General features: G+C 41.0%; 16 protein-coding genes. 4 read left to right on the forward strand and 12 right to left on the reverse strand.

The window, feature by feature from the left end; all coding sequences use genetic code 11:
• Positions 1–178 precede the first annotated feature (178 nt).
• The gene (locus V7K73_RS00005; protein ID WP_334875960.1) at positions 179–475 is read right to left on the reverse strand and encodes a hypothetical protein; all 297 of its coding nucleotides are present in this window, start codon (positions 473–475) and stop codon (positions 179–181) included.
• Positions 476–649: 174 nt separating this feature from the next.
• On the opposite strand from V7K73_RS00005, the gene V7K73_RS00010 reads away from it, so the two are divergent.
• The 3 genes from V7K73_RS00010 to V7K73_RS00020 all read left to right on the forward strand — a co-directional run bounded on the left by V7K73_RS00010 (position 650) and on the right by V7K73_RS00020 (position 2,895).
• A complete protein-coding gene (locus tag V7K73_RS00010) occupies positions 650–817 on the forward strand; it encodes a hypothetical protein (RefSeq protein ID WP_334875962.1) in 168 nt (55 codons plus the stop codon).
• A gap of 153 nt (positions 818–970) precedes the next feature.
• The gene (locus V7K73_RS00015; protein ID WP_334875964.1) at positions 971–2,158 is read left to right on the forward strand and encodes a DUF2252 domain-containing protein; all 1,188 of its coding nucleotides are present in this window, start codon (positions 971–973) and stop codon (positions 2,156–2,158) included.
• Between the two features lie 95 nt (positions 2,159–2,253).
• Positions 2,254–2,895 carry a phosphatase PAP2 family protein gene (locus V7K73_RS00020; protein ID WP_334875965.1) on the forward strand — a complete coding sequence of 214 codons (642 nt, stop codon included), beginning with the start codon at positions 2,254–2,256 and terminating at the stop codon, positions 2,893–2,895.
• 198 nt (positions 2,896–3,093) lie between these two features.
• Here the strand turns inward: V7K73_RS00020 and V7K73_RS00025 are convergent, their stop codons facing one another.
• From V7K73_RS00025 to V7K73_RS00040, 4 genes are all read right to left on the reverse strand, one after another.
• Positions 3,094–3,291: a hypothetical protein gene (locus tag V7K73_RS00025; RefSeq protein ID WP_334875967.1), complete on the reverse strand. Its 198-nt coding sequence runs from the start codon at positions 3,289–3,291 to the stop codon at positions 3,094–3,096.
• Positions 3,292–3,396: 105 nt separating this feature from the next.
• Positions 3,397–3,675: a DUF2934 domain-containing protein gene (locus V7K73_RS00030; RefSeq protein ID WP_334875969.1), complete on the reverse strand. Its 279-nt coding sequence runs from the start codon at positions 3,673–3,675 to the stop codon at positions 3,397–3,399.
• Between the two features lie 193 nt (positions 3,676–3,868).
• A complete protein-coding gene (locus tag V7K73_RS00035) occupies positions 3,869–4,507 on the reverse strand; it encodes a MarC family protein (RefSeq protein WP_334875971.1) in 639 nt (212 codons plus the stop codon).
• A 268-nt stretch (positions 4,508–4,775) separates the two neighbouring features.
• Positions 4,776–4,997, reverse strand: a complete 222-nt coding sequence (locus V7K73_RS00040; RefSeq protein ID WP_334875973.1) for a hypothetical protein — start codon at positions 4,995–4,997, stop codon at positions 4,776–4,778.
• Positions 4,998–5,199: 202 nt separating this feature from the next.
• On the opposite strand from V7K73_RS00040, the gene V7K73_RS00045 reads away from it, so the two are divergent.
• Positions 5,200–5,481: a hypothetical protein gene (locus V7K73_RS00045; RefSeq protein WP_334875975.1), complete on the forward strand. Its 282-nt coding sequence runs from the start codon at positions 5,200–5,202 to the stop codon at positions 5,479–5,481.
• A gap of 677 nt (positions 5,482–6,158) precedes the next feature.
• Here V7K73_RS00045 and V7K73_RS00050 read toward each other — a convergent pair.
• The 7 genes from V7K73_RS00050 to pabB form a co-directional block, all read right to left on the reverse strand.
• The gene (locus tag V7K73_RS00050) at positions 6,159–7,304 is read right to left on the reverse strand and encodes an aminotransferase class I/II-fold pyridoxal phosphate-dependent enzyme (protein WP_334875977.1); all 1,146 of its coding nucleotides are present in this window, start codon (positions 7,302–7,304) and stop codon (positions 6,159–6,161) included.
• 241 nt (positions 7,305–7,545) lie between these two features.
• Positions 7,546–8,523, reverse strand: coding sequence for a hypothetical protein (locus V7K73_RS00055; protein ID WP_334875979.1), 978 nt, complete (start codon positions 8,521–8,523; stop codon positions 7,546–7,548).
• Between the two features lie 94 nt (positions 8,524–8,617).
• Positions 8,618–10,033, reverse strand: coding sequence for a GNAT family N-acetyltransferase (locus V7K73_RS00060; protein WP_334875980.1), 1,416 nt, complete (start codon positions 10,031–10,033; stop codon positions 8,618–8,620).
• A 93-nt stretch (positions 10,034–10,126) separates the two neighbouring features.
• Positions 10,127–10,417, reverse strand: coding sequence for a chorismate mutase (locus V7K73_RS00065; protein WP_334875982.1), 291 nt, complete (start codon positions 10,415–10,417; stop codon positions 10,127–10,129).
• Positions 10,418–10,523: 106 nt separating this feature from the next.
• Positions 10,524–11,183, reverse strand: coding sequence for a cupin domain-containing protein (locus tag V7K73_RS00070; protein WP_334875984.1), 660 nt, complete (start codon positions 11,181–11,183; stop codon positions 10,524–10,526).
• Between the two features lie 16 nt (positions 11,184–11,199).
• Entirely contained in the window at positions 11,200–11,796 is a 597-nt protein-coding gene (locus V7K73_RS00075) for a hypothetical protein (RefSeq protein ID WP_334875986.1), read from the reverse strand.
• Between the two features lie 214 nt (positions 11,797–12,010).
• Positions 12,011–14,176: an aminodeoxychorismate synthase component I gene (pabB, locus tag V7K73_RS00080; protein ID WP_334875988.1), complete on the reverse strand. Its 2,166-nt coding sequence runs from the start codon at positions 14,174–14,176 to the stop codon at positions 12,011–12,013.
• Positions 14,177–14,186 lie beyond the last annotated feature (10 nt).

Here is a 14,186-nt window from a genome sequence, read left to right on the forward strand (position 1 = left end):
CACACCACTCTCATCATTTCATTTTTTGAAACCTTTCAGAGCAGTATAAATATTAATTATATAAATAGGGATTTAAAGTGCTATTTAGCACTTTAAAGTACGTAAGTTTGATTAGCGATTGCTCTTCTCTTAAAAACTTTTTGGTTTACTGATTAACTATTTTCTGTTCAAGAAATCCTTAGTTATGCTTATCGTGATAAATAGAACGGGAAATGGAGTTTTCTCGGCGGTTGAGTTGTTGCCGTTCCCGACTAGTTAAACGTCCATTTCTCAAGTCATGTCTCCGAGCCGCATTTAAAGATGCTTCTTTCCGTTCCAATGAACGATATTCACGTTTGTTAATACTGCCATTTTCAACACCTTGAGTAATCCGATGTTGCTGATGTACTTCCCGATGATAGACTTCTTGAGCCGAAGCTACTGTCGGCAAAAAAATTACAGCAGCGCACAGAGCAGCATAAGCAAAACGTTTCATGCAAATATCCTCAAATAATTTTAGTAAGCAAGCGAGAAATTAAGATTTTTTCAACATCTCTTAATACCGATGCTTGATGTCACAATCATATTTACCTCTTTGCAAAACCACCTCTGACTTTAGTCATGAGTCTGACCATGACTAAAGTCACTGTGTCAGGAGTGAGCTAGAAAAATGTTAAATCTAAGTTTTTCTGTAAGGCTATCTGGTAGTGATTTAGCCTCTCTGAAAGAGAAGCCTCTCGAACGCGAGTGCGTCTCTGAAAGAGAAGAGAAGGCTTTACGCTACGCTATCGGTGATGCCCTTCAGCATTTACCAGCCGTCTTGAGTCAGCACTGGTAAAGTAGTTTAACTCAGGTTGTGCGTAGCTTGCCAACCTAGGCATCGATCGGGAGCAACATAAGTGCCTCAAGATTGAACTGCCTTTTTCAAATTACTCTGCTATCAATGGGTAATGATAAGTCACCAGACCATTCATTTCAAGAGCAAAAAATTATGACAAACAATATCATTGACAGAATTCATCGCTTTAACCTTGGACGCAACCCAAAACTACTTGAATTAAAATACAAGGCAATGCGTTCTGATGCTTTTACTTTTTATCGCGGGACGTGTCATTTATTTTACGAAGACTTCCCTAAAAATTCCCCACTGAATGCAGCCCCGCCAGTATGGATTTGTGGTGACTTGCACCTGGAAAACTTTGGTAGTTATAAAGGTGATAATCGATTAGTTTACTTTGATCTTAATGATTTTGATGAAGCCTGTCTTGCTCCTTGCACCTGGGATGTGGTGAGGTTCATTACCAGTGTGATAGTTGGCTCTCACGCGCTGAAGGTGAATGAATCAGAAGCATTGCATTTGAGCAATTACTTTCTTGATGCTTACAGCAATGCTTTAGCTAAAGGTACTGCTAGAAGTGTGGAAAAGGAAACCGCTTCCGGCTTAGTTAAAGATTTATTAAAAAGTTTAAAAAACCGCCTTCGTCCAGAATTTTTAGAGCAGCACACCAAGTCAAAGAAAGGTAAGCGGCACTTAATTATTGACAATAAACACATTCTTGAAGCTACAGAATCATCACAGCAAAAAATCACAAAACTCATCTCCAATTGGCACAAATCTACACAAAAAGATGCTGATTTTTATCAAGTTTTAGATGTACAACAGCGAATAGCTGGTACAGGTAGTTTAGGGTTAGAACGTTATGCAGTTTTGGTAGAAGGAAAAGGTTCTCCTGATGGCAATTATCTCTTAGATTTGAAGCAAACACAAACTTGCTCATTACAACCCTATTTAACGCTACCTCAGCCGGATTGGTCAAGTGAATCTGCACGGGTAGTAGCTATCCAACAACGGGTGCAAGGAACCCCACCTGCTCTTTTAGGGGTAATAGTTGAGGGGAATAAATCTTATGTTTTGCGAGAGTTGCAGCCAGTACAAGATCGGGTGAGTTTACAGGCGTGGGATGGAAAGCTGGAACGTTTAGAGAAGTTGATGCAGACAATGGGTGAAGTAATAGCGTGGGATCAATTACGCAGTGGTGGTAGACAAGGTTCTGCGGGAGCAGATGATTTAATCAAGTTTGCTCACTTGTCTGATTGGCGTAATCAAATTCTTGAGTATGCAATCAGCTACTCTTTACAAGTAGAACTAGATTACCAAGAATTCTGTCAAAAATCATGAATCTTGTCTAGTTAAGAATCGCCATGTAATTAATTCTGTTTGGCTACTAATGCCGCTAGTATTAGAGAAAGATTAATTAATGCGGGAGCAAGTTGATGCGCCTCACCAGAAGTCGGAGGGCAGTATTGCTCCTACTGCTTGGCGGATTTATTCCCTTACTGATATTTGTGGACTTAGCAGAGGATGTCTGGAAACAAGGCGGATTTTGGTTCGATGTTCCCCTATTATTAGCTATTCACAGCACTGCCCAACCGAAACTAGACGTTTTTGTTTCACACTTGACGAAGTTAGGGGTGTTTTGGGGGGTATTTCCAGCAGCAGTAATGATTGCGCTGTTCCTACTGATTCGACAACGGTGGCGTGCTTTAGAGTACTTTTTCACAGCCTCGGTGGGCAGTATAATCATTAATCAGACGGTTAAGCTGTTGCTGCACCGAGCACGTCCTCATCTGTGGACATCACCCGCTCCAGAATTTGATTATGGCTTTCCTAGTGGTCATGCTATGGCTAGTATGACTTTAGTGGCAGCTTTGAGCATTTTGAGTTGGAACAGCCGTTGGCGTTGGTTTGTTCTGATTATCGGAACCCTGTTTGTCTTAATAATTGGTTGGACACGTTTGTATCTAGGAGTCCATTATCCAAGTGATGTATTAGCAGGGTGGATGGTGGCATTGGGCTGGACACTTGGAGTCAGCGTGCTAATCAACCCACATCAAGTTCGCCGGAGATATCAATAGTAAACAAATTCTGTTAAAATCGCGTCTCTGATCGCATAAATGTTGAGGCAAGTCGATGGGGCCGATTCTAGGGTGTTGAAAAGTTCAATTCATTTGACCCCAATACCAAAATTTATCTTACTGATGCTGTTGCTGCCATTGTTCGAGTTGCTGCCTCTGTTCGGGAGTGAAATTCTTGGTAGCCATAGCGTTGTTTGATTAACACTGGCGACGCTCCTCACAATTCACCAACCGTCTTGAGTCAGTATTAGGTAAAGTAATTTGATTGCGATCGCTCCCTGTTCTTAGAGGAAAAAAGCGATACCTGCGGTGGGCTATTCGGCGTCGCTCCTCACAATTCACCAGCCGTTTGGAGACAGTATTAGGTAAAGTAATTTGATTGTGTTTATCTTTCAATCAAGCGAGGAAACCAAGCGATCGCCCGCCATGTACCATAAAATTTTTTTGCAACAGGTCTAATTGTTAACAGTTAACTTCAGAGCTTAATTTACAAAAGTAAAGTTAAATTTTCAAATCTATTAACTCCTTTTCAGCCATTCGCCAATGTTCTACAGACTTGCCATTTGGATAGCCCATTTGTTGCCAGATTTCATAAGCTTTCAAACGGATTTCATTTTGAGCTGGGTGGTTCCTAATAAAATATTCACAGGAATTAGTAGTAAAATTATAGGGAGCTTCTCCAAAAAAATCCTGACGACCCAGAATTTCATCTGTAAAACGGGAACAATTTTGTTTGATTGGGCAATTTTGTCCTGGACACATCGTAATATCGTAAGGCATATATTTTTTCCTCTCGAAAGGAACTTATTTAAAAGTTAAAACAGCATGATTCAAGCGAACGCGAGTAGCGTCTCGTAGAGAGGAAACTTTATATATGGGTGATGATGAGCGATGCCTACGGTTCAAGAAGCCTACGTTTTTTTCATCACATTTATTCAAATACATAAATTCTGAAATTTTTCTAAGTTAAAGATTATTTAACTTGAATATGGAACGCCTCTTTCAACAAGGAAATAGAGCCATCGGCAATAAACCGCACACCAATTGCTAGGATGAAAAAACCAAAAACTCGATTTAAGGCTCCCACACCATTTTTCCCTAACTTCTTAATAAGTGGTTCTCCTAAGGCCAGGCACACATAAAGACTTATACCTATTAAAACAATTCCCACTAAAGACTCAAGATAGTCTGCCCAATGCTTAAAGCTAATGGATAAACTAGTTACTACCCCAATTGCTCCAGGCCCACTGATTAATGGCACTGCCATTGGTGTAAAAGAAATATCTTCTTTATCTATAGCCTCATCATTTTCTGATGGAGTTAGTCGTTGACGGGCTGTAACCATTTCCCACGCTGTATGAGCAACAAGTAATCCTCCTGCCAGCCGTAGCACATTTAATGAGATTCCAAAAAATTCTAGAATCCACCTACCAGCTACTAAAAACACAGCTAAAACTAAGACTACATTTATGGCAGTTTGTATCGCCTGCCGATGACGCTCAGATGATGTTTCCATCGCTGTTAAGCTGTAAAAAACCGGAACTGCACCGATTGGATTGGCGATTGGGAAAAGAGCCACAAAAGTGAAGAATGTATTTGTAATTAACGACATTATCAATATTTGAATATCTGGGTTTCCTAGAAGCAGAGTTTAGCAGACAGTGGGGGTGCGGTTGTACCCATTTTACTGCTTTCACAAAAAACTCCAAGAACCACCGCCGATGCGATCGCTTTAGAATTACTTGTGCCAACTATAGAGGTTTCCTCTAAGAAACCTTTATAGGGCGATGCCGAACGCGCAGAGCGTCTCTAAGAGTTGGCGGCAAGCTACGCACCTCAGAATTCACCAACCGTTTAGAGACAGCATTAGCAAAAATAGTTTAACTCAGGTTGAGCGATCGCTCTCCTGATTCAAGCGAGGATGCATAGCGATACATGCGGTGGGCTATTCGGCATCGCTCCTCAGAATTTACCCGCCGTTTGGAGACAGTATTAGCAAAGGTCACAGTTAAAGCAGCATGATTCAAGCGAGGAAACTTTATATAAATTATATGGGTGATGATGAGCGATGCCAAAGGCGGCAAGCTACGCCCTTCATTCAAGCGACCTAACAGTGCGTCTCTTGATCCCTGTACGTTCGCTCTCCCCAGGAATGAGGGGAGTGACGACCAAGATCGTCTTCCTACGGGTGAGAATTGACTACTGATATTTTATGGCAATGCTCTGCACTTTTTAGACATATTTATCACAGTATCCCGCGATCGCAAAGATACGGATGATTTAGCTACGTTATTATCCCAGCAATTGCAATCAACAGAGTTACAAGGAGCAGTAGGTACATTAGTTGGACTTGCTGTAGTTTCGCCGCAGGTTAGCACTATTACTACTGCGATCGCAGGAGCATCAATTTTAGGTAATCTTGCCTATCAAGTTTTGAGTAAGGTGACTGGCGATACCATAGGACTATACCGGACATCATGGTTGCAGTATAAAGATGGGTTTGGTATAGGGCGGCATCCTCAAGCAGGTTCTCACAAAGTGAGGGATTTATCTTTTTGGTACGAAATAATTCCAGAAGAAATTTAAAAGAGATTTTCGAGTAGTATCATATACTAATCTAAAAAAGCGGGTGTTGATAGCCCATTAAGGGATTATATATTTTTAGGTTTTATGAGAGAACAATCTATACTGTCCATGAGGGTATCAGATGAGTTTAAAGGAGGACAGCGTGAATCTATTTTAAATGAAATTGTAGCTAAACTGAATTGTAATGAGAAGCCTCCGCTTTACGGATTGGTAGGCTATCCTCTACCGTAGGGGACACAGTTTTTTACCGTGTTCTGTATGCTTTCACTCCTGCACCTGGAGGGAGGGGTTTTCACCCTCATGGTCATTCAGTTGTCAAGGTTCTGTTATCATTACCTAGCAGCTAATCCTCTGAAACCTTTACAGGCTCTAGTTTCTAGCTAACGAATCGCACTTTCAGTCTTAACGTACAATTTACCCGGTTGGATACAGTGATGCCAGTTTCAAGGTCTTTGGGATGATTAATGTTTAAACCCCTTGGTTAATTCTTGCCCATGTCCCCCGAAAAAAATCGCTCTCCTAATAAGATGCGTTTGCCCTGACTGCATATCTAAGTTAATCATAATAATTCCTATTTAGCTCTAATGAATTCTAGTCAATTCTCTCAATCATTAGTTCCTATGTACTAAATATATCCGTTTCTTTGGGATGTGACAGTTGTGGGTGCGGAATGTGGGTTATAAAGAATTGGTATAACTACTTTCCTTTGCATATCTATTCACATATGCTTCAAATTTTTCTAAGGCTTCAGGAAAATTTTTTCTTCCAAACCCAATCCGAAATGTATTGCCTTCTATATCAAAAATAGAACCTGGAATAATAAAAACACCTGTGTTATCTAGCAACTCTTGAGCAAATATGTCTATTGGTGTTGCTATATTAAAAGTAACCAGTCCTACGCATCCACCAGAAGGACGTACCCAAGAAAAGCGAGTGTGATTGTCACTGAAAAAGTTATCGAGAATGGATAGATTATTGTCAATAATTTCACAATTCCTTTTAAGGACTATATCTTTTGCACGAAGTGCGATCAGAGAAACCACTTCCGAAAGCCCACTATTACAAATGCTTGTATAGTGCTTTGTAAACTCAATTGACTTGAGTAGTTCCTTGTTCTGCGTTGCTATCCAGCCTATGCGAAGTCCAGCCATACCAAAGGCTTTACTCATAACACTTAAACTAATTGCTTTTGGATATAAAGAAGCAACAGGAGCATCCCAGGTCACAGAAGACCTTCCCAACAATCGATATGCCTCATCAGAAAAAATGTATATATCATGACTTGATGCAATATCTATCAAATTTTTGACTTCATCTTCATTAAGTAATGCTCCAGTAGGATTGTTTGGAAAGTTGAAAATTATTAGTGTTGTGTTTGGCCTAATTGCATTTTTGACTTTATCAAGGTCAAGCTTCCAGCCTTGAGCTTCGTCAAGTGCAATTGTCGTAACGCTTCCTGCAAATGATAGAGCTAATGTATGGAGGGATTGATAGCAAGGAGTAACAACTATAGCATGGCTTTCTTTGTTAAGTAGTGACAAAAAGGTACAAAATATCGCTTCTTCTCCACCTGCAAAGCACAATATATTATCTGCCTGTAACCCCGGGTAGAGGTGTGCAATCTCATTTCTTAAAAGAGGACTACCTTGAACTTCAGTATACCCTAATCGCAATGTTTCCCATATACTCCTTGTTTCATCATCACCCAATGCTAAAATTTCTTGTAAAGAAAAACTTTCAGCATCGCTAGAACCCATAAGATAAGAAGCTTTAAACTCTGAGTGAGAAAAATATTCTTCAAGTTTAAATGTAGAAAATTTCATAGTACTAAACAACGTAATTTTTGATAAATGTGTAGTCAAAGCTTATTGAAGGAACACAATGCAGTGGTGGGGAAACAAACATTTGCTCTGAGTGCAAACTCACTATCAGATAAGTACTAGAAATGATTTTCCACCACCACTTAATGTGCTTTAACCCTACATTATCAAGACAAAATAGATATTATCTGTCTTCCAATGCCTTTACTAATGAAGAATCGCCTATTATTTTCTTTGTTAGCGCTTACTTCTCCTCACACCCTAACAATCCTGACCCAAATTTATAGGCACATTCTTCTAAAGCATTTAACAGATAGCCTCCCTCCTGTACTAAACAAAGTGGCATAGATGCTTGGGCAAGAATCTGACCAATTTCCTCAAAAATAGAAGGTGGCAGATGCCAACCTCCATGAGGATCATTGATAATAATGTCATAGCCAACAGAAACAACCATAGCCGCGCAACCAAAATCTAATGACTTTTTAACTAGCCGCTCAACTTCAGTTAAAAATTCTTCTGAACTAGGTGGATGGGAAAAAGAAGTGAAAGTTTGTCGATCGCTAGCAGGTTGAACTTCTTTGTAAGGATAACTAACGATTGTGGAACTGTGAATAGAACCAAACCAAACATCTGGTCGTGATGCTAATAAAGCAGCAGAACCATTGCCAAAATGAAAGTCAATATCGATCAGTCCTACGGGTTTGATCCCAGATTCCAGAAGAGTAACTACAGCAGCAACTGCATTGTTCAAAAAACAATATCCTCCTAACCAGGCAGAACCAGCATGGTGTCCGGGAGGTCTGCACAAAGCATAGGACAAGGAAGCGCCATTGACAACTTGCTGTGCTGCTGAAATTGCAGTTCTAGCCCCTTCACGAGACAAGTCGTAGACTCCCTCAAATAGAGGAGTATCTGGCTGAATTCCCTGGTCAACATAGGGATACTCAAACAGTAGCTCCTCTCCTACTAACGCTCGATTCCAATGAGCTAAAAATGCAAGATAATCCTGATGATGAATTTTTTGAAGAATGCTATCAAGGTAGCGATCGCTAACCTCTGCTGTTGAAAAATGAGATTGAGGAAGTCTCTTTAGACCTTTCATAATACACTGGCTGCGTTCTTCAATTTCTCTGCCAGCTGTATTCCCCTCAGAAGTAACAATGATTGGAGATGCTCCTTGCATTTCTCTTTGCAAGCTCACCTCTAGGGACAAATGACTCATGCAATCACCTTCTACAGACGTATATTTGTAGTTGTCATGTCGTTCCTTACTACTTTAATTAACCTTCACGGGTTAAATTATTGTGGTAAATAGCCTATTCCAGCATCTTCCGCATCCGCGGGCCAAAATCATGAAAGTTGCTCTTTTGATAAAAATGGTAAGTGTTAGAAAAGCTAGGGAATTCATGGGTTGGTAAACAAACTTCTATCCGAGAAATTCCTTGTTGACGACTGTAGGATTCAACAGCTTGAATGAGATTGTCACCGATATTTTGACTTCGATGGTCTGGATGAACCCATAGTTCCTGAATTAGTACATAACTACTTGCCACATGAATCGTTTCTTGCACACTTAAAGTAATCAAACCGAGAATAGAATGATTGTCCCCTTGTGGATTTGTCACAAAAATAGCACCAGGATATTTTCCTTCAATCAGACGCTGACAAACATCTACTGCCTCGGCAGGAAGTTGAAATTCTGGAATACCTCTTATTTCTGCTAACAAAGAACTGATGCCTGCAATTATGCCGGGAATGTCAGTTAACTCAGCAGAACGAATCTGGTATGCTTGTCGAGCAACAGGCTTGGGCGTAGATTTTTCTAAAACCGAACCTGTCAGCCAACGAGATGCGATTTCATCTTCTGGGTTGTCAAGCATTTTTTGGAAACGCTCTTGAAGCAGTTGGGTGATAGGCCCCGGAAATTGGCTACTAAGAACCTGTCCACCCACCGCCGCCACAGGACGGATCTGGTGATATGTTCCAGTCACAAATATTTCATCAGCTACCATTAAGTCTCCCAGAGGCAGGGGTACTTCTTTTACAGGGATACTCAACATATTCGCAAATTCAATCACCAACCGCCTTGTGACTCCATCAATACTCTGAGGAAGAATAGGAGTATACAAAATAGAGTCTTTGACGATAAAAATATTTGCTCCTGTCATCTCGCAGACGGTTCCATCTGGATTTAACATGAGATTACCGTCAAATCCTTGTTGTTTGGCGTTGCGATCGGCAGCAGCTTCGACAGCGTAAAAGCCACTAATTTTAGCCCTAGACAGCGTAGAACCGGCTGAGGGACGACGGATATGACTAATCCCTAAAGTCAGTGGTGGTAAAAATCCTGAACTGTCAGAGCGCCAAGCCATAACCAGTGCTGCCGTTGGGAATGGGGAAGGATCTAACGCTAAACAATTTCCGTTTGGATACACTAGCAAACGCACATATCCCTGTTGTAAATTGTTCTGATTTATGGTTTGCCATAACGCTTTGGTAATTTCTTCGGGTTCTATAGGGGATAGTCCCAAAGATAACATTGACAGTCTTAATCGGTTGAGATGTAAATCTAATCCCAATATCTTTGAGCCATTGGGAGTGGAGTAAACTCGAAATGCTTCAAAGGCAGCAGTTCCGAAATTTACAGCATGGTTATCTGCTGGCAAACATGCAAGCTCAGTTGGCACAATACGTCCATTGAGGTAAGTCCAAGAGCAAAATTCTAAAGCCATATAGCAATCCTCAATTAGTTGTGAAAAATTATACTTAACGATCAACTGGTCTAAATTAACGTAGATACCATACTCATGGGTTTTGCTGAAAAATTAGTGGTGTTGAGGTTGCGCTTCTATAATCTCATCTTCCATACGGCAGGTTTCCTGAATGATGAGGCTGTACACTGCAACCATAAACTCTCCATCTAGTCCATGCTGCATCCCCAGTTCCCGACGACGTTGTTTCACTGCTTCCACTCGATCAGGTTGCATCATGGGAATGCCTTGTTGCTTCTTAAAGTTAGCCACCCGTTTACAAATTTCAAATCGCTTGGCTAATGCCTCAACAATCTGAGAATCCACGGCATCAATTTCTTGTCTAAAACCTTCTAATCCGCTCATGGTTTCCACTACCATTTTCACTAATTACTTGTTACTGCTCATCAAATTAAGCGATCGCCTAATTTTTTCCACTTTACATCTCTTTAGAGACAGCCTCTTAGCCTCTTCAAGCAACCGAATGGGCATAAGATGGCAGCGAAACTTTAATTAAAGAAATGCTTTGCTCTGAAGCGTTATACCCACTATGATAAACGCCTGCGGGAGCATGATAAATAGTACCATACTCTAGAAGTTTTTCTTCCTCACCTACTTTCATCATTATTTGCTCATTGAGAATAATACCAATTTCCTCTGTGCTACTTGTACACCTGGGCAATTTTTCATTTGGAGGAATTTCCAGAATCGCTATCTGAAACCATGAACAAGCACCGAATTTACAAGGAAAACCTGTAGTTTTATCTATCGTCGGCTTTAAGTTGAGGATAGGTTCATCAATATGTTCATTTAATTGAGATTTTATTAGATACTTTATCTCAACTCCTAGAATGGTTTCTTCCGAAAGAATTACAGAACCATGAGGAATATTGGCTGCCGCTACATACACTTGCTGAAATGGCTCTAAAATTGCTTTATTACCATCGACATTGATTTCCACACAACCATTAAAAATCATACCCATTTGACTTTCTGGATGTTGATGAGGCTCAAAAATTGCTCCTGGCGAGATATTAGCTAATTGAATGACTATTTCTTGACACTGGAAAAGAGTCAATTCTAAGTCTGGGCGAATCTTTATGGTTTGAGGTTCTGGGAAAAATACTGACATTTTTTAATATGATTACCTATGCATGAAAAAGTTCTGATTGGAAAAGTTTGGGATTTTTGATCCCAATCACTCCCTGCTGCCTATTTTGCTGGCGGCCATATACAAGCCAAGCCGTTTGGATAGAGCCAATAACTTCATCAACTACTAATACATCAGGATTTTCTTCAGCAAAGCGCAAAGCTGCGATCCCGCTATCATACTTACCCAGCAGCAAGTTTTGTCCCACCACGGGCTTCGCTGTCTCATAGGTAAAGGTATCCCAACGTTCTGTATTGACATAAGCTTGCGTAGCAGGCATTAGTCCTAAACTACAAGGATGTTTTACATCACGACGTGTCAGTACTCCCATAGCACGAGTTGGACATAAAAAGCTATCAATCACGAATACTTCTCGAAAGTATTTTTCTGTTAATTCATAAACTTTAGGATGAGCAGAGTTTTGAATGATGAAGTCAACTTTACCATCATGTAGTAGCTCCAGTGCTTGTAAAAGATCGTCAAATAGTTCAACTTTGGCATTAGGAACTTCCTGAAACTTAATGTAAGCTTCTGTTGCAAGCTCATGGCAAGTGCCAGTAGGCCCTAATGTTGCGAAAATTAGTTGGTTATTCATGACGGGAATCTGTGAATGTGAATTGGATTATCTAACTGATTAAAAAGTGTTGGCAACTGTTCGCAAATTAAGATAATTTTGGACTTACTTGAATTAGATTTAAATGAAGAGGAGGGGGAAAAGGGTATTTAGTAAAGTTTTGGATTAATTGTTTTAAACGCAGAGGGACGCAAAGGTAAGCGCAGAGGTACGCAGAGTTTTTTCAAGAATTTACCTATGCCCGCACTTTTTTAGAGCTATCAAAAGCCTCTGTTTCTATTCCCTGGATGTAATATTGGTTAGGATCAAGGGTTCCATGCGTTGTGAGCATCATGGCATGAATTAATGCTTTTGCTTTTAGCATTGTTTCTTGAAACTCCATCTCAGGATCAGAAAGCGCTACAATGCCGCCGCCAACGCCAATTGAGGTTTGCTTTGGAGTCAACACAGCAGTGCGAATGACAATATTCAAGTCAGCTGAACCATTCAATCCCAAAAAGCCGATCGCTCCTGAATACACTCCCCGTGCTGACTGCTCTAATCGATCAATAATCTCAAGGGTTCTGAGCTTGGGAGCGCCCGTCATAGAACCGCCGGGGAAGGCATTACGAATGCAGTCTGTGGCGCTCATATCGGCGCGTAAATGACCGCGAATGGTCGTTACCAATTGATGTACCGTGGCATAAGTTTCTACATCCATCAATTTGGGAACATGAACAGTACCGACTGCACAAACCCGTCCTAGATCGTTGCGAAGCAAATCTACAATCATTAGATTCTCCGCTCGATCTTTTTCACTGTTCCACAATCTTTCACGCAGAATAAAATCTTCTTTGGGCGTTTTTCCTCGTGGTAGCGTTCCCTTGATAGGCTTTGTTTCTACCCAACCTTGGCGATCAATGTGCAGAAATCGCTCTGGAGATGAGCAGGCGATCGCTACATCGCCAAAACGCAAAAATGCAGAGTAAGGAGCAGGATTGATGCGGCGTAATGAACGATAGAACGCTAGTGGATCGGGTGTCGTGTCTGTGTGAATTTTATTTGTTAAACAAACTTGATAAGTTTCTCCTTCGTGAATTTCCTGCAAACATCTCTCAATATCATCAAGATAAGTCTTTTTAGACCGACTTAATCGGAAGATAACAGGTGTCTCTTTCTTCTCTGGAACAACAGGTGACAGGGGAGGAAGATTGTCAATTTGGTGTCTGATCCATTCAAACCAGGCTTCAGAGGCGGCTGTTTGTCCCTGCTGAATTAGGCAGAGTAGATAGAGGGTTTGCTCTTGGTGATCGATTACAATCATGCGATCGGCCAACAGAAACATGGCATCGGGTAAGGTAGAGGGGTAGTTTAATTTAGCTCCGCACTCTGCCTTTAGTTCATATCCAAAGTAACCCACAAACCCGCAGTTGAAATCGAAGGGTAAATCATCAGATGAGCAATGTCGCCGTTCAATTTCATGCTGGAGATAGTCAAAAATCCCCTCTGTTCTACGGCTGATGGTATCGGACTTGGTAACGGTGAGTTCTTGCGTTAACGCTTGATAATGAATTAGGAGACTGTTTTCGCCACTGTTATCTCCCATGAAGGAAAAGCGGGAAAGACCGGCTTCAACACGACTGCTGTCTAACCAGAATGCATTTGGTGAGTTGCCAAACAAATGCACAAACATCTGCTCGGTATCGGGACACAGATTTAGCTTGCGCGTACAAAGTTCAAATTCCTGTTGCTGTTTTTGGCGAGAAGAACTTGAAGGTATTGGAGCAGTGCCGCTATTTCCTATCCAATACTGTTTTTTCTGACTATTGCGGCGCTCTTGGGCTAATTTTAAGGTAATCTGTCTAAAATTCTCGAACAAGGTTTGTCCATACTCAGTACAGATTGACTCTGGATGAAACTGCACACCCCATAGCGGCAAAGAGCGATGGCGCATTCCCATCACCAGGTTGTCCTCTGTCCACGCTACTTTTTCTAAACAGTCTGGTAGATCATTTGAAACCAGCAAGGAATGGTAGCGCACAACAGAGAAAGGAGAAGGAATTCCTGCAAACAAATCAGTACTATTGTGATAAACATCACTGAGGCGACCATGCCGAACTTCCGGCGCATGAATAACTTTTCCTCCATACCCATTACCAAGTCCTTGATGTCCAAGGCAAACCCCTAGAAGCGGCACTTGGGTATTTTGAATAGCTTGACGACAGATTCCAAAATCTTTGAGATTCTCAGGACGACCCGGCCCTGGTGAAATTACAATGTTGTCAAATTCCCACTGTTGCAGTTCATCCCATGCAAATTGATCGTTGTAAATTACAGTAGGATACTCTCCATTGACTGCTGCAATTAATTGGTAAAGATTAAAGGTATAAGAATCATAATTGTCAATAAGTAGGGTTTTCATCTTGTGAGTC

Source organism: Nostoc sp., from assembly GCF_036916975.1.
In the GTDB taxonomy this organism is placed as follows: Bacteria; Cyanobacteriota; Cyanobacteriia; order Cyanobacteriales; family Nostocaceae; genus Nostoc.